At 33.4% G+C, this 16,120-nt stretch carries 20 protein-coding genes and 1 pseudogene; 15 read left to right on the forward strand and 6 right to left on the reverse strand.

Going from position 1 to position 16,120, the window contains the following annotated elements:
• The first annotated feature begins 162 nt into the window (after positions 1-162).
• A complete protein-coding gene (locus tag IHV12_RS20050) occupies positions 163-684 on the forward strand; it encodes a hypothetical protein (RefSeq protein ID WP_197192052.1) in 522 nt (173 codons plus the stop codon).
• 299 nt (positions 685-983) lie between these two features.
• Here the strand turns inward: IHV12_RS20050 and IHV12_RS20055 are convergent, their stop codons facing one another.
• On the reverse strand, positions 984-1,595 hold the full coding sequence (locus tag IHV12_RS20055; protein ID WP_197192053.1) for a hypothetical protein: 612 nt from the start codon (positions 1,593-1,595) through the stop codon (positions 984-986).
• Positions 1,596-1,598: 3 nt separating this feature from the next.
• Positions 1,599-2,399, reverse strand: coding sequence for a hypothetical protein (locus IHV12_RS20060; protein ID WP_197192054.1), 801 nt, complete (start codon positions 2,397-2,399; stop codon positions 1,599-1,601).
• Between the two features lie 519 nt (positions 2,400-2,918).
• On the opposite strand from IHV12_RS20060, the gene IHV12_RS20065 reads away from it, so the two are divergent.
• The 5 genes from IHV12_RS20065 to IHV12_RS20085 all read left to right on the forward strand — a co-directional run bounded on the left by IHV12_RS20065 (position 2,919) and on the right by IHV12_RS20085 (position 5,589).
• Positions 2,919-3,164, forward strand: coding sequence for a hypothetical protein (locus tag IHV12_RS20065; RefSeq protein ID WP_163103570.1), 246 nt, complete (start codon positions 2,919-2,921; stop codon positions 3,162-3,164).
• Positions 3,165-3,221: 57 nt separating this feature from the next.
• Complete coding sequence (locus IHV12_RS20070) at positions 3,222-3,470, forward strand: hypothetical protein (RefSeq protein ID WP_163103569.1); 249 nt, start codon at positions 3,222-3,224, stop codon at positions 3,468-3,470.
• 223 nt (positions 3,471-3,693) lie between these two features.
• A complete protein-coding gene (locus IHV12_RS20075) occupies positions 3,694-4,332 on the forward strand; it encodes a hypothetical protein (protein ID WP_197192055.1) in 639 nt (212 codons plus the stop codon).
• Positions 4,333-4,376: 44 nt separating this feature from the next.
• Complete coding sequence (locus tag IHV12_RS20080) at positions 4,377-5,150, forward strand: Fic family protein (protein ID WP_197192056.1); 774 nt, start codon at positions 4,377-4,379, stop codon at positions 5,148-5,150.
• A gap of 46 nt (positions 5,151-5,196) precedes the next feature.
• On the forward strand, positions 5,197-5,589 hold the full coding sequence (locus IHV12_RS20085) for a hypothetical protein (RefSeq protein WP_197192057.1): 393 nt from the start codon (positions 5,197-5,199) through the stop codon (positions 5,587-5,589).
• Between the two features lie 43 nt (positions 5,590-5,632).
• Here the strand turns inward: IHV12_RS20085 and IHV12_RS20090 are convergent, their stop codons facing one another.
• The 4 genes from IHV12_RS20090 to IHV12_RS20100 all read right to left on the reverse strand — a co-directional run bounded on the left by IHV12_RS20090 (position 5,633) and on the right by IHV12_RS20100 (position 7,788).
• The gene (locus tag IHV12_RS20090; protein ID WP_197192058.1) at positions 5,633-5,920 is read right to left on the reverse strand and encodes an AbrB/MazE/SpoVT family DNA-binding domain-containing protein; all 288 of its coding nucleotides are present in this window, start codon (positions 5,918-5,920) and stop codon (positions 5,633-5,635) included.
• 130 nt (positions 5,921-6,050) lie between these two features.
• On the reverse strand, positions 6,051-6,290 hold the full coding sequence (locus IHV12_RS22775; RefSeq protein WP_231620818.1) for a hypothetical protein: 240 nt from the start codon (positions 6,288-6,290) through the stop codon (positions 6,051-6,053).
• 7 nt (positions 6,291-6,297) lie between these two features.
• Complete coding sequence (locus tag IHV12_RS22780; protein ID WP_370568854.1) at positions 6,298-6,462, reverse strand: recombinase family protein; 165 nt, start codon at positions 6,460-6,462, stop codon at positions 6,298-6,300.
• A 1,140-nt stretch (positions 6,463-7,602) separates the two neighbouring features.
• The gene (locus IHV12_RS20100; protein ID WP_197192059.1) at positions 7,603-7,788 is read right to left on the reverse strand and encodes a hypothetical protein; all 186 of its coding nucleotides are present in this window, start codon (positions 7,786-7,788) and stop codon (positions 7,603-7,605) included.
• Between the two features lie 513 nt (positions 7,789-8,301).
• Here IHV12_RS20100 and IHV12_RS20105 point away from each other — a divergent pair.
• The 9 genes and pseudogenes from IHV12_RS20105 to IHV12_RS20145 all read left to right on the forward strand — a co-directional run bounded on the left by IHV12_RS20105 (position 8,302) and on the right by IHV12_RS20145 (position 15,965).
• Positions 8,302-8,748, forward strand: coding sequence for a hypothetical protein (locus IHV12_RS20105; protein WP_197192060.1), 447 nt, complete (start codon positions 8,302-8,304; stop codon positions 8,746-8,748).
• A 170-nt stretch (positions 8,749-8,918) separates the two neighbouring features.
• The gene (locus tag IHV12_RS20110) at positions 8,919-9,092 is read left to right on the forward strand and encodes a DUF2187 family protein (RefSeq protein ID WP_197192061.1); all 174 of its coding nucleotides are present in this window, start codon (positions 8,919-8,921) and stop codon (positions 9,090-9,092) included.
• Between the two features lie 601 nt (positions 9,093-9,693).
• A pseudogene (locus tag IHV12_RS22785) lies at positions 9,694-10,413 on the forward strand (spore germination protein).
• Complete coding sequence (locus IHV12_RS20125; RefSeq protein ID WP_197192063.1) at positions 10,379-11,050, forward strand: spore germination protein; 672 nt, start codon at positions 10,379-10,381, stop codon at positions 11,048-11,050. The pseudogene IHV12_RS22785 and the gene IHV12_RS20125 overlap by 35 nt, the downstream one beginning before the upstream one ends.
• Positions 11,031-11,357 carry a GerAB/ArcD/ProY family transporter gene (locus tag IHV12_RS23120; RefSeq protein WP_197192064.1) on the forward strand — a complete coding sequence of 109 codons (327 nt, stop codon included), beginning with the start codon at positions 11,031-11,033 and terminating at the stop codon, positions 11,355-11,357. Before IHV12_RS20125 ends, IHV12_RS23120 begins: the two co-directional genes overlap by 20 nt.
• Positions 11,303-12,118: a GerAB/ArcD/ProY family transporter gene (locus IHV12_RS20135; protein WP_197192065.1), complete on the forward strand. Its 816-nt coding sequence runs from the start codon at positions 11,303-11,305 to the stop codon at positions 12,116-12,118. The genes IHV12_RS23120 and IHV12_RS20135 overlap by 55 nt, the downstream gene beginning before the upstream one ends.
• Positions 12,118-12,648 carry a hypothetical protein gene (locus tag IHV12_RS22790; RefSeq protein WP_231620819.1) on the forward strand — a complete coding sequence of 177 codons (531 nt, stop codon included), beginning with the start codon at positions 12,118-12,120 and terminating at the stop codon, positions 12,646-12,648. The genes IHV12_RS20135 and IHV12_RS22790 overlap by 1 nt, the downstream gene beginning before the upstream one ends.
• Positions 12,649-12,752: 104 nt before the next feature.
• On the forward strand, positions 12,753-13,337 hold the full coding sequence (locus tag IHV12_RS22795) for a Ger(x)C family spore germination C-terminal domain-containing protein (protein ID WP_231620820.1): 585 nt from the start codon (positions 12,753-12,755) through the stop codon (positions 13,335-13,337).
• A gap of 888 nt (positions 13,338-14,225) precedes the next feature.
• Positions 14,226-15,965 (forward strand): mechanosensitive ion channel, encoded by a 1,740-nt coding sequence (locus tag IHV12_RS20145; protein WP_231620821.1) that lies wholly within the window; start codon positions 14,226-14,228, stop codon positions 15,963-15,965.
• The last annotated feature ends 155 nt before the right edge of the window (positions 15,966-16,120 follow it).

Consider the following 16,120-nt stretch of genomic DNA (forward strand, 5'->3'; position numbering starts at 1 on the left):
AATTACGAAGAGAAAGTGAGGAGTATCCTAATAGATTGTTAAAATAGTGCCTAAATGGTGTAATTTAGTTAGAACGTTTAGAAACAGGCAAATTTCAATGGCATTAGTCATAAGCACCGAGTCAAAAATTGGTGCTTAATCATTGAAGGGAGTAAAGTTGATATGAAAAATCAAAGTGTGATTACTTGTCCTTATTGTGGTAGCGAACTGATGCAGCAGCTGGGGGAATACTATTGTAATTTTTGTGTAATGAACGTTCCAGAGACGCTTGTGCAACGCAATCATGAAAGAATTTCAGTTCGTGTAAGAGATTTTGCGCTAGAAGTCCATCTTGAGAGGACAACGCCGGAATTAATGACGCTATCGACCTTCGAGTTGCTTAGTTTATTGAAATATGCACGAGCTGAAAGAACAGCGTTATATCGTTATCTGAACACCTTTTATAAGGCACGCAAGCAAGGTAATACGGATGAGTTTAAAGAGTCTGAAGCATATAGTGGAACGGAATACGAAAAGATCACACGTAAAATGTTTGTTCTGGAAAACATTATTCGTCAGCGGTTGGGGTATGTTCCGCATCGAATCACTGAAGGATATTTGGCAAAATACGTAGACTATATGAAAAAGGATAAGCATAAACCAATGGCGATCCGCCAGCAGAGAAATGAAGAAATGAAAGCATGATGTTTTGGCCTTAAAACCGCAGGAGAAATTAGGTAAAGTATTCGTAAATACTCTTTGTGCTTGAGTATTGTATGTTACTTAATAACTCCGGTTAATCTCCGGAGTTATTTGATTGTTAATCTTTTTAAATGGTCAAAAGTATGAGGTATTCAATATGCAGTTTAATAGAAATAAGAAATTGACTGGTCCTTATACTTATTATTCAGATAAGCTGATGATACAATAAATCATATTGGCTTACCTTTGAAGAAAGAGAGACATATCTCGAAGGGGACACCTTCCTAAGATATGTCTCTCTTTTAATTTCTAATATTAATTTGATCTCGCGTGATTCGAAGGTATTCTTTTTTCTTTTCTTTTTTTTCAGTAAGCCAACTGACCTTAATAAGTAACTCTGGACTGGCTGCTAAAACATCTTCAAGGTCATACCCTTCATTAAGAATAAAAGTTTTACCCATGGATATTCCCTTGGTTTCCTTGATGTTAGGCCCAATCGTGAAGTTTTTTGAGAACTCTGTTTCTCCTGATTTATATACACTAATCAGGTTAGAAAAATTAAGAAAAGGAGCTTTTAAAGATTCGTTGGCTTGCTTATTCAATACCGCGGTAATAATGACTTGTTCCATGTATTCTTTGGGTTTGTCAATTGTAACATCAAATGTAACTTTTCCTTCAGGTTCTATAAAACTATCTATATTCGTTCTAAAAACCTCAGACGAAGATAAAAATTCACTTTGGTTTAAAGATTCAATCTCTTTTACTTCGTCTTCAAGTATGCTTTGTATCTGTTCGTCAGAAAGTTTTGTGGTGCTTTGTTCTTTAGATTCGGGAGTATTAGATTTTTCGTTAGAACAGCTAGATAAAGATAGTAGGATACATATACTGGTGATTAATGTAAGGAAGTTTCGCATCAATTAATACCCGTACTCAGGATATTTATAGTATCTATAATCTTTATACCAATTCGTCCAAGCGCGATTCTTTAAAACACTACTGTTATTATAATTAGTAGAAAACTCTGTTTTTACGGGGCTAAAACCATTGTCGTAATCGTAATCAATAGACTTTGTTTTCGTATAGCCAGCAGTATTAACCCAGGTTGATAAGCTGTGCGCGAAGTTTTGACGTGATTTAGCTTCGTACCATTTTATCCAACTTGGGTGATCATATACTCTAACCTCTTTTCCAATATAACGGTATGACTTATATGTGTAGACAGTTGAACCACGACTTTTATCAATAGTTGTAAGTGCAGCATCCGCAGCATCAATAACAAGTCCGCCTACTGTTTTAAAGATATATCCGGCTACATACATACCCTTACTCCATATGTTGTTTAATACACCCTCTTCGGTATCTTGTTTGATTAATGTCCCATTACTATAAGCATAATTACTTATTGAAGTAGTTCCATCAGGATATGCTGGGGCCTCATAATAAGGAGGGATTTCGGCTGGTCCCCCAGACTTTGATAATTGTTCAGAGCTAGGAAGAGTAATTTCAGGTTCCCCAATATAAGTTTTGTCAAAAGAGTTATTCACTTCATTTGTTACTTCTATTTGTGCTTCTTCTTCCTCTGTGACTATTGTGTAGGTTCCAATCGTCTCTGGTTCAATTGAATTTTCTTCAGCAAAAAGTGTTATAGGAAAGACAATTGCTAAAATAGCACTAGTGACTATGATAGTTAAGTTGCTCTTTACCTTTTTAAAGGACATTTGATCTCCTCCTAAGAACCTAATGTTTAAATTATAAATTAATCATTATTAATCAGATACAGAAATAATTCTTCATTTTATTGCTTTTTTCAACAATTTTGAGATTGGGAAACACCAATAATCTTTTAGTGAGTTGTTAATAAATTATAGGTACGACCTCGAATATTATTCAAAATGTTGAAACCAACTTATTTGTACAGGAATAAAATTATAACATTTAAGGACTAAAATGTATTATTTTTAATCCATATGTGCTATAATTAAATTAAAGAAAGGAGGTGCTATTTATGAGAGTCAAAAGAGTATTATCAGTAATCTATCAATTGGTACTACTTTATTTGTACGAACATCACATGAATCGTATGGTGGTGTGTTAATCGCTGTTCACAGCGAGTGGTTTGTCATTAAAGAAGAGAATGGATTGAGATTTCCGGTCGATTTTCAAGAGGTACTTTGGAACTCAGTAGAATAGAGAGAATAAATAGCTAACAATAAGAAAAAAAGTTTAGGAGACTAAGTATGGATAGTTTAACGATTGAACGACACCATGTTGATTATCAAAGTAATACATCATTTACGTTTAATGGGACAATTAAAACCAGTAAAAGTTATCGGATTAATTATTCAGATGAATACGTATATGAGGGGCGTGTTGATCAGATCTTTTTAGATCCTGATGGTGATGAACTGATCGAGCTTCATACAATAGACGGAAACCTTGAGTTCATCCCAGCGAGTGGAATATACGAATTTGAAGTGATTTGAATTATAAAAATAAGAGGGAAAGCCAGGTGAGGTTTTCCCTTGTAAAGGATGAGGATTATGAACGTATTTGATGATTCTTTTGAAATGGAAAAAGACATTTGCTACAGTGCCGGCCAACTAATCCTACAAAAAGAAATTGAAGTCACAAATGTACAAGATTTTATTTCGATAATAGTACCCAAAATAGAACAAGAGTTTAAGGAGAGCTTTTCACTAACCGTTATACAAGAGAATTATCAGGGACTCATTTTTGATTTCACCACAGAACGACTATTGCTCTACCATAAAGAGCGTAGACTACCTTAGAAATAATTACAGGAAGATAGGGAATCTAAAATAGATTTCCTGTCGTTCTTTTTTTGAAAACTCTTGGCTTTTTGAGTTTGACTACAGTATGATTATTTTGTAAGAACTTTTTTTCTTATATTGGCTATTTCTTCACCTGGAGCTCTACTCTCCAGGTCTTTTTAAAAAGAAAATAATGCCTTTGTGTTATAAAAATATTGTTATAAGAAATGAGGATTAAGCGTTGAAAAAGTTAAGTTTCAACTTTGACAAAGGTATGATTGATCGTTTTAATGCTTTAGTACCTGAAACAGCGAGGTCCAGAACCATTAGAAATTATCTGTTGAAGGAATATCAATTACCTTCAGATATAAAAAAATTACCAATTTACTTGGAAGGTGAAAATGAAATTTATCCTTTCCATTTTAATTCAGAAAGTATTAAAAGGTTAGAAGCAATTGTACAAAAAGCCCAGATGATAGGCATAAACATAAACAAATCTGTTGTTCTTAGGGATGTAATAAATATACTTATCCAACGTTATACTATTAGCCCTTTTCCTTCTAGAGTTATGAAAAGAAACACATTTAAAGTGGAGCTAGGAACCGTTAAAGAATTAGATAAATATATTCCTAAAAAAGAGCGAAGTTTTTTTATTGAAGATTTTATAATGGAAGAATATGAGGGCCCTCAAGTGTCCGGGGAGATTTTAAGAATTAGGCCAACCTATAATGAAGATCTAAAGGTGTCTATGGATATCTCTGCTTTTGAGAAGCTTGAACAATATGTCATTCGTACGAACACAAAAGGTGTAACTAAGGCAGCAGTCTTTAGAGATGCACTGAACCAACTTCTTATAAGGCTTAAGAATGAGAATCAGTAAATTTTTTTAAAAAAGAAGAGTGGAATTAAGAAAGGAGATTCGGCATGAAAAAAGAAGCTTTGCCACAAGAATATTTAGAAGATGTTTTAGTAAGGTTGGCGCACCATTCAACTGCAATAGAAGGAAATACAATTAGTCTTGCGGATACGGTTTCCATCCTTTTGTATAATACGGTTCCGAGCCAAGTTAATTTACGTGAATTTTATGAAGTTGATAATCATCGAGAAGCGTTTGAGTATATTATCCATCAGATTCAGACAGATCAACCATTAACAGTAAATACAGTAAAAGACATTCACGAGTTACTTACAAATAAGTTGCAACATGATAGAGGGAGATTCAAATCCTCAGATAATGCAATTAGAGGGGCTGACTTTTTAACAGCTTCAGCTAGCGAAACACCACAGTTAATGGATCAATGGGTAGGAAATTTGAATTGGCAGCTGGGAGAGGCAAAAAGTAAAAAAGACATAATTAAAATCGTAGGTGATTTTCACATTCAGTTTGAGCGCATTCATCCCTTTTCAGACGGAAATGGACGTACGGGACGTTTAATTATGAACTACTCTTTGCTTCAGCACGGAATTCCGCCATTAATCATTGAAGCAAAGGATAAAGTAAACTATATTAACATTCTTGCCAACCAGGATGTTAAGGGGTTTTTATCTTTTGCGGAACAGTTGATTGAGCGCGAAGACGAACGAATCAATCGTTTTAAAAATAAGGAAAAAAGCCAAGTGCCGAACGTTGAGATCATTAAACATGTCGATAGAGAGATTAAGAAAGTAAGTAGAAAAAATAAAGAGAATGAGAGGTAGTGGAAATATCAATTTAAAAGTTCAGTTAAGTAGAAGGAGTAGATAAGTGAAACGGTTAATCATTTTTATAGGGCTACTCATTATCATGGCGATTACAAACCCAAGTAAAGCTGATTTTGTAAGTTGGGTAGAAGAAAAAGGTATTGAACAAAGCGATAATATTATTGAAAAAGGTATTACTTATTTCGCAGCTGAAGCTTGGGCTGATTCATTAACTCATGCAAATGATTATATAATCTTCTCGACCTACACTATGCTTATGCCAGATGGTCAAGAATTTACCTTCTTGGGTGCATGTAACGATTTTTTACCTATTGGCCATTTTGACGTGGATACTATAGTGAGCAGTATTCTTACATTTGTAGGGGTCATTTTTATAGCTTTAATTCTTTTAAGAATCATAAGAAATATTGGAAAACAAAAGCGACAAGACAATTAAAAATATCCAGTCGCTTTTCTATTTGTTTTTTGAAAATGTTACTTTATGGTTTCACGAATTGTGTTTCCTCTAATTCATTCATTAACAATCTAGCACCTTCTCGACTTAAAATAATTTTATTATGACCATATGCTTTATTGCTTGGAGAAACTATCCCTGTAATGACACACGCTTGTTCGGCTGTATATTTTTTTAAAATAATTTTACCGTTGTCATCTGTGAATAGTTCTATTGGATCTTTAATCTCAATATCTAACATTCGTCTTAATTCAACTGGAATTACTATTCTGCCTAAGGCATCAATCTTTCTTACTATACCTGTACTTTTCATTAATATCATCCTTTTCAGTAACTATAATTATGTATTGTTCGAATTTTAACTTCAGAATGTCAGCTGCAGCAACAGGAATTCACGAAGAAAATCGAAGTAATAACGAACGTAGTTTTTATAAAAGCAATTATTAACCGGATATTTCGTTTACCTTTTCTCTATCTTTAGCAGCTCTATATAAAGTATCCCTACTGATGTTAGTGATAGACTCTATGTCCTTGACTGTCATTTTATTGGTGTCACGGTTAAAGAATAACTCTAGGGCGTATTGTAATCCTCTATGCCTATCCGTATACTTTTTGGACTTTCCTTTATATACTTTTCTTTCCTTCGCTAATGCAATTCCTTCAAGTTGTCTTTCTCTTATCATATCGGCTTCAAATTCTGCAATTCATTAGCTTTCCAATTGCAGTGGAAGTATCAATTCTGTCTCCACCCATATTGAGTACAATTAGTGATACATCCTTGTCATTGAGTAACTCAATGGTAGTTATAGCATCCTTCGAGCTTCGAGCGAACCGATCTAGTTTAGTAACAACAATTGTGTCACCTGGTTTTTACTACCAAAAATGACAGCAAGAGTTCCAAAATGTATCAATAGAGTTTAGCCATTTGATACATAACTAATTTACTTATTATTAAAAAAATGGAAAAGATAATATTTATTAAGGATACTAAGAAGTCTAAAACCAAAGCGACCAGACAATTAATGTCCAGTCGCTTTGGTATAACGTTTACTTTATTAATGTTTAGAGTTGGAGCCAACTCTTTTTTTGTTCTTTTTACTTTTTTGTCTTTTTTTGTTTGCTAATAGACCATTTAATAAACTAATAAAACTCATATCAAAGCACCCCCACCTTGGATTAACAAAAGCTTATTGTTTTAGATTTAGCGACATTCACGGCGACAACAACGACAACCGGAATAGTTTCTCCTAATCTTTCTGCATCTTAAATATATATAGTTTGAAGAAGATTCACATCGATTTTCATTTCTGCGGTAACAACCGCAACAAGTTGATCTATATCCCATAGTTAATCCCCCTAAAAATCATTTACCGGCTTATGAAAGCTGGTATTTTAATATATGCTTTTAGTAGACAAGCAGTGCGAATAGCAATGCCTAATTTGTCAAAAAAAAGAAAAATATTTAAATTAAATCGGAGGGTAAGTTCATAGGATTATTTCTTTTTTATCATTTAACAGATAAGTATCCATAACTCCAGTAGGTATGTAGTGATCCCAATCGTTTACTTTTACATAAATATGGGTATAAGTAAACGATGAACCAATGTAAGGGGAGACACTATGTTAACTGATTTTGAAAGTTTCCTTTTTCAAAGAGAACTTGATCGTCTTCAAAAGGAATGTATGTTGTGTACCAATCCTCCTATAAAAGAAGATATTATAATTCAAATACAACTTATCACTAAGGTACTTAAAAGTTAGTTTTCGTTATAAAACATATGCAAACTAGGTAAAAGCTCTACACAAATAAAGTGTAGTTTTTAATTGTATGATTAACATTAAACGGAACTCAGCATTAGAATGCTCTCCGAAGGTAACAGCGGAAAATTACATATGCATATTAATTCTAAGTATCTTTAAGCACTAATGAAAACGTTTAACCTTTTTAATACGTTATAATCATAGACCACAAATTACCCTCTAAATAAACCTTCATTAATTTTTTCTTCTATACACTAAGGAATCTATCTTTAAGGAATCTGGAGCTTTAACCTGTTCTATCTCTGTAACCTGCACTAATTCCACCTTATTAAATTGCTTAATCTCCAAGTAACCAGATTCATAGATGTGAATGACTATGTAGATTTTACCTTTGTAAGAAACTTTATCCCCACTCTTCATCTTACGTTGATCTCTCCTTTAATAGTTACACATGCAACCAATAATTAAAATTTCTTTTATAACTAATTTATCATTATGTTTAAAAATTTAAAATAAATGAAATATTCGTATTGAAGTTCGTGAAATTTAGGGCTAAGGCTATCGTTTAACAGTATGACTATAATGAGAGCATATTGGTCTGTTTATGGTCTATAAGATTAATGGAATTTTGTTTAGGGTATAAAGTTTTTATAGTTATCTTAAATGATAATTTAAGATCTAAAATTTAATAGAGGTAACAAACTCGCTGAATACTTATTCTAGAGCCTGACAGGTGCTTAATCGAACTATTCCTACTATTCAGAAAAGATAAATGAATGTATAGAATGAGAATGGATTATTTATTGACTAAGTTATAGGTATTTATTTGGGATATTAAAAATACACAAGTCTTATTAATTAAAGTAGCTATATTTTATTGTAATGGACATAGTAAAAATAACAATTGAAGAATATCTGGAGGATATATTAAGTATGAATGAAGTTAATAAAATAAAACGAAAACAACGTACAAACTTATATAAAGAAATGCTACACTCTTACAAAACTGAGTTTGGTGAAATGAAATTTAGAGTACGAAAAATTAATGACGACTGTATAGTCACATACGCAAATAGGAAGCTCTTAGAAGTTATGAACCTTGATGAGGATGATGTAGTTGGAAGTTCAATTTCCGACAATAAACTGTCTTCAGAAGAAATGAAAAAGGCATATGATATGGCATTTAAGGGTAATGAAGTTTTCTTCTATTTTTTTCCTCAATCAGCAACAGAGGTTTTTTTATTCGTTTTTTGTGAGCCATTCATTGAAGATGGATATGTAACAGAAGTTATAGGTCACTGTGCATCATTGAAGAATCAAGAAGAAGGAATGATTGGTGAGTTGTTAAATCATTATAAACCATTCAAGATTATTAATTAGTTTTATGGACATTTGTTGAGAATTACTTATTGTTGCATGATATCAAAAGAATAAAAAACAAAGATAGAAGTATTCAATTTCTTTTATTGTTGTTTAATGTTGTCCGAAGGGATTTCTTATATAAGTAGGGTGAATTAAATAAGTTAGACTTTTAGTTGGAGGGGTTCAAAATGATTAAAGCGAATATTGGTGATATCATACTTTTTAATGAAAGAAAGGGGAAAGTTGTATCTGTATTACAGAATACAGTTGTAGTTGATACAACTAACTTCACTTCAATTAATAATAATGAAGAAGTTAAACTTGTTGTTAGACATAAGGATTATCGTATAATATCGAACTAATGCTTAATGATCCCACAATGTGGAAATATATCTGTTACATCCTAATTAAAATTATGATCGTAATGATAAGAAAACGAAAGATATCTTCTTTCGTTTTTTTATTTGTTTTATAACAATTATTAATTTATATGTACATCAGTTAACTTTTTTTATTTATAAATTTTTCCATAAATAATAGCAGTTTGTCCCCATAAATGAGCATAAGAGTGGCATATCCAAACATAAAAAGCATATTACTCCATAATTGGTTTCCCGTTTCATTTAAATGCGGTAAAAGACTCATTAATTTTAAACCACTAATAAACCCAATAAAAATGGATGAAACTATATTCATTTTTATGCTTAATTTTAATAAATGAATAATGGTTATCCTCTCCTTGTACCATAACGTTAAACATACTCATTTATTATTAATATCCATCCTAGAAAAATTGTATTCAAATATGGAAATTGATTACCAGTTGAGGATTCAAATGCCGGTTGAAAATCTCAAAGTCGCATCTGCAGCAGAACTTTTCGATGAAAGAGATGTTCTTAAGTATTAGTTACATAATTCATGAGAATATGTGGAAAACTTAGAAAAACAAACGAAGTTGCTGTTATGCGTTTCTTTAAAAAGGTGCAAATTAAAACTCAATTAGAGGAAGAGCCACTTATCATAAATAAAGATCTTACAGTTACACTTAATCAAATAAAAAGCATCTATAAAATACCTTTAAATAGCGATGTGACTGTCCGAGAGTTTCACGTAGGAATTAAAAAGATACATTGTTGTCTAGTCTATATTCGTACCATTATAGATCAAGCCAAACTTGAAGAGAATATTATTGGTCCCCTACTTCAAATAAAGGATCAAGAATTAAATGTTGCAGATATTATATATGCTTCTTCTCTACATACAGTTAATTCAATGAACGAAATAGTAGCGAGTATAAGGAACGGGAATGCTGTTCTATTAATAAATTGAGAAATCATTGCCTATTCAATAGAGATTAATCATTTTCAAGGTAGAGGAATAGATAAGGCAGAAAATGAAGTGGTCATTAAGGGGCCAAAAGAAGCGTTCACTGAGAATATTAGTACCAACATTTCCTTAATAAGAAAAAGAATTAAAAATCAGAATTTAATTGTTGAGAGCAATAATACTTCAAAACGATCAAATAATGAAGTGTATATTCTCTATATTCACGATCTTGCTAATAAAGAGATGTTGCTCAAGATAAAGAAAAAGTTAGATTCTATGGACATTGACTCCATTCAAAATTTATCTTTGTTAGAGCAGGAGATTGAAGACCGTCCAAAATCGATGTTTCCTTTGTAATTTTACAAGGACACTTCGTTTACTTGCCTTATTCATTACTCTATTTATATCAGCTGTTTATATCGCTATTACCAACTATCATGCGGAGATGCTTCCCCCTGACCTCCTATTGGCTATTTCCTCAACGAGGGAAATAGTAGCATTCCCAGCTGTTATAGAGATTTTTATCATGGAGATTGCATTTGAGCTTATTAGGGAAGCAGGTCTTCGAGTACCCACACCTATAGGGCCAACAATAGGAATTGTAGGTGCGCTAATACTAGGACAAGCTGCTGTTCAGGCAAATATAGTAAGTCCTATGGTCGTCATTGTTGTAGCCCTCGGTGGTTTGTGTTCGTTCGCAATTGGGGAAATTAGTTTAAATTTTGCAGTAAGATTATCGAGATTTATTTTTCTTCTTGCTGCATCCTTAATGGGTTTTTATGGCGTCACAGCCATGTTAACTTTTGTACTTTTTTATTTAATCTCTTTAAGGTCTTTCGGAGTTCCTTATTTATCACCAATGACACCGGCGTATCTTTCATCAAAAGATACAGTCTTTCGGAGACTGTTACGAAATGAAAAGTTTCGGCCGGGTTATCTTAAAATTTATGATTCAGTAAAAGGAGGGAAGAATCATGGAAAGAATTCAGAATAAGATTGGTATTCGGGAATTTATCGCTATTATCCTCCTTACTATAGGAACTAAGATGGCGGATGACACACCGTCCATTTTATACGAAAAATTTGGAAACGCCGCCTGGATGTCTGTGCTTGAAATTGCAGTAATCGCCCTAATACCGGTTTATTGTTTATTGCATGTATTTGATAAGTTTAATGGTAAAAACCTAACTCAAGTTACCACTTTAGTATTCGGTAAAAAAATAGGATTAACTATTCTCTTTGTTTTTTGGGTCATTGTTCCACAGCGATTATCATCGATTCATCCATCTATACGGATATAATTGGAACAATGTATTTTACAAAAACTCCTCCATTCATTGTCTATATTGTACTCATGTGTACATGTGCATATGGAGCAAAAAAAGGACTAGAACAAATTGGTTCATTTGCTTGGATTGTTTTTTTTGGTATCAAGGTTTCTTTAATATTTGCTTTAATCCTTACTTTTTCTCAGGGGAATTTGGATTTCATTCACCCTTTTTTCGGACCAGGAGAGTGGGAAATCGTAAAATCCAGTACTTCCTATACATCTATATTTGCAGATTTTCTTTTTTTAGGGTTGATCGCCCCTTATATAGCCGGTAAGAATGGGTTTAAGAATGGTATTTACATCTCTTTAGTTGTTCTTGTGATTGAGATATCAGTTGCCATGCTAGCATTTATTGTGCTGTTTGATTATGAGCCTGTATTGATGTTGAATTATCCCTTTCATGAAACCATCCGTTATATTAACCTAGGTTTTTTACCAAACATCGAGACATTTTTCTTTCCGTTTTGGCTAATTGCAACGTTCATACGGTTCTCCTTTTATTTATTTTTAAATGCCCAATTATTCGGAGAAATCTTTAACATTAAGGAATTTTCATACTTGATTCCATCTATAGCCATCGTCTTTGTCTTTATAGGCCTAATTCCAGAAACTCCAACGTTTTCATTCTTTATCATTCGACAAACATTTCTGCAATTTTTGACCCCCTTATTTATTCTTTTTCCTATTCTCCTTTTGTTCGTATCAAAATGGAAAGGAGATTTAAAAAGATAATGAATCGTTTATTTTCAATAATTTTGTCTTTATCCTTAATCCTGACGCTAACCGGTTGTTGGGATCAAGTTGAAATTGATAAGAAAGCATTTGTTGTAGCCATTGGGCTTGATAAAGGTAAAGATAATATGCTCAATGTTACTTACCTTATCTCTAATCAAGAATATGCTTCACAACAAGGGGGAAATACAAATGAACCCGCAACGGAAATTATTGCATTTACAGCCAACGATGTAATTGCTTCCAGAAATCTGGCTAATTCCGTAATCGCAAAAGAGATTTCCTATGATCTTCTAAGTGCGGTTATTGTTTCTAAAAGTTTTGCCTCAGATAAACGATTTCTACGATATATGTATGACACGACAAAGGATAGAGAGATTAAAAGAAGTACTTCTTTGATTGTTACAAAAGAGAAAGCTAAAACATTTATTGAGCATAATAAGCCTAAACTTGAAACACGCCCTCATAAATATTTCACTCTCATCATGGAGCATGGTATTAAAGCAGGTCTTATCCCGAATCTGATTTGATTCGTTTTTTTCGTATAACCGAAGCTGATGGAGATCTATTCTTGAGTGTCTTTGGATCAACGCAAAGAAAAAGGAATGTGGCAAATTCACTGTTGGCTGGAGAGATGGACACAAAAGGAAAGACAAACGAAACACAAATATTAGGGTCTGCCGTTTTTAAAGAGGGTAGGATGATAGGAACACTAGATGGTGAGGAAACACGAATGGCGCAATTATTAAACGATTATTCTGGAAACTCGTCATATTACACGACAATACCAGATATGGTGGATCCTAAGTATAAAATGACAATGAAGATTGCTAAAACGAAGCATAATAAAACAAAATTCAACCCAAAGAAGCTATCTTTATCTGTTGCCGTTCCTTTACAGATTGAAGTTTTAACAGATCACAGTATGATAAACTACGCCAAGAATCCAAAAAAAAGAGAAGAACTTAAGTCGTATTTAAATGCCCGGATTACTCAAAGATTAAACCAACTAGTCAAAAAAAGTCAAAACGAGTTTAAAGGTGAGCCTTTTGGTTGGTCATTGATAGCAAGAAAATCTTTTCTAACCGTACCACAGTATGAAGCTTTTGATTGGATGAAAACATACCCTAAAATTAAGGTTGAAGTAACCACAACCATAAAATTTGGTGAATTTGGACGACAAAGTGAGCTTCCAAGTATTGAGAAAGTGAGGGATTAAATGGTCTTTGTTATATGGCTGATTATGATTGGAACGTTTTTCTATACATTAGGATTTTCCATATTACTATGGAAACAAAAGAATGGATTTGGTTCTGTAGCAGTTTTTTGTTTGTCCCTCTTAATTATTATTACTCCTTTCTTTTCTTTACTTAAGTAATGAGCATTTTTGTGGTTTTCGAGGTGGCTACAAGAAAAACTTAGAGTGTTCAGAATGTTTAAGTGGAGTAAGAGTAATACGTGGGAAAATATAACAGATGAATGTCAGTTTATATGAGCGCTTTATGAAAGATAGAAGACGTTTATTGAAAAAAAAACTGAATAATAATTAAGATTTATTTATAAACCCCATTAGTCAGAATAAGGGATATTTTTTCAAGTATTTTATCTGAAGTGAGGAATAAATTGCTTCATTATTTAAGTTGTGTTTATGAATAGCCAGGTCCCAAAATCCTCAATAAATAAAAGTGCCTTCCATAAATTTTTTACTGGGTATCCATTGTTCAAATACATTCGTATCGCTAATTTAACTCTTTATTTATCACCCAGATTTTTGCCACGTTTTTTCCTATTTTAAAGACCTTCTTTTAAACGTACTGCATTTAATTCTCATTTCTTCCATTATTCATATATCTAGTAATAGTGTTATGTTAACTATGATCTGGTTTACTATCCTTTTCTTAACGGTCATGAGATTTTCTTAAAGTAGAGGATTCATGTTTGTTTTAACCAAAACATTATCTTTCACTATCTTTCTCCATCATTCTAATCTAATTGTCCCTAAAAATTACATTTTTGGTTATGAAGTATCTAGTTTAGACAATTGATGCATTGGGAAATTAGAGCCTATGTAGTCTTTTAAAGAACAAACTAAAAAAGGAGGAAAACAATGTACAACTTCGATGGAGTAATAGATTCTTGGATGGTTTATTTAGGAAGATTGCCTGATTTAATTCTTGCTATTTTAGTTTTATTAACTGGTTGGCTTATCGCCTCGTTGGTTGCAAAAGCAGTTAAAAAAGCTTTACACAAAACAAATTTTGACAACAAAGTAGCGAGATGGATAAAACCTGATGTCCATGAAAATCAGGTGGAACAAACTCGCACCAGTAAATATTCTCCTGAAGATGTAATTAGTAAAGTTGTATTTTGGATTCTGATGGCAGTAGCCATTGTCATGTTTTTGAACATGCTTAGTCTTCCGTATGTCGCACAACCGATCTCAAATGCATTAGGTGTGATTGCAGCAGCGATTCCTAACCTACTAAAAGCAGCTCTTATCGCAGCAGTTGCATGGTTGATCGCATCAGGATTGTCCCTTCTAGTGAAAAAACTGGGTCAGAATACAGGATTTGAAAGGTTATTACATCGTTGGAAACTGACCCGTGATCCTCGTCAATCTGACAAGGCAGTTTTCTCTGCATCAAAAGCAGTATTTTATCTCACCTTGTTATTGTTCCTGCCGGCTGTATTATCTGCTTTAGGCATTGATGCCATTTCTGAACCATTGGAAGGTATGCTGACAGGCCTCTTCGCATTCTTACCAAAATTGCTCGGCGCAGCAATCATTCTTTTTGTAGGGTGGCTCGTTGCTAAGATCGTTAAAGAGATTATCGTTAATTTCTTAGAGAGCATTGGTACAGACCGTCTAGCTTTAAAACTTGGTGCGGATCGTGCACTAAATAAGACATCTCTTTCTCAGATCATTGGAACAATCGTCTATGTATTTATCTTAATTCCAGTTGTTATTTCAGCTTTAGAAACGCTTGATATTAATGGGATTTCAGGTCCTGCCATCGGAATGTTAGGTCAGATCATGGATATGATTCCGAATATTATTGTTGCTATCCTTTTAGTAGCTGTTGGATTATGGCTTGGAAAATGGGTGAAACAAGCTGTTACCTCTTTATTAGAACGAGTTGGATTCAATGGCATCTTTCATAAGATGGGGCTTGGATCACTTCATAAAACAAATCAAACGTTCACAATCTCTGAGATAATCGGATATGCAGCTCAAGTGGTTGTTGTGCTGTTGTTTACTATTGAGGCGCTTCAGCTCGTTAAGCTAGAGAGCTTAGTCAATATTTTATCAGTTGTACTAGCGTATATCCCGATGGTGTTAACGGCTGTGTTAATACTAGGAATCGGTTTCTATGCTGGAGACCTTGTGAAACGTGTTGTTCAGAGTATGATCAAACAGCAAACAGAAGGGAAGCTGCTTGGTAGCATCGCGAAGTATACGATTATCACACTTGCCTTCTTTATGGCCCTTGATCAGCTTGGAGTAGCGAAAACAATCGTAAACGCTGCATTCATTCTCATTTTAGGTGGATTTACGATTGCGTTTGGTTTAGCCTTTGGACTTGGTGGTCGTGATGCGGCTGGACGTACCCTTAATAAGTGGAGCCGAAAGATGGAAGAGACAGCGATTCAAAGTCCAGACCCAGCACAATGGAAAGACAAGACGAGCTTAAAAGATTTCCGTAAAGACTCATCAAAGCCAGAAAGCAATCTTATAGACGTAGACATAAATAAACCCCATACAATCGCAAAAGATCGTCAGTTTGATGATTTAAACTCACCTAAAGATGAAAAAGACAATAACAATAAAACCAATCGGAAAGAGTAAATAAACAAAAGAATGAAAAACGGCGACTCATGAAGGTAAAGCAACCTTTATGAGTCTTTTTAATTAGAGAGGTAATTCTTTCGGGATATAGTTCCAATTTTTTAAAGAAGTGAACCTTTTTTTGAAAATTGAATAATATATGAGTGCCAATACTT

It is taken from the genome of Fictibacillus sp. 7GRE50 (assembly GCF_015903875.1).
GTDB lineage: Bacteria > Bacillota > Bacilli > Bacillales > Fictibacillaceae > Fictibacillus > Fictibacillus phosphorivorans.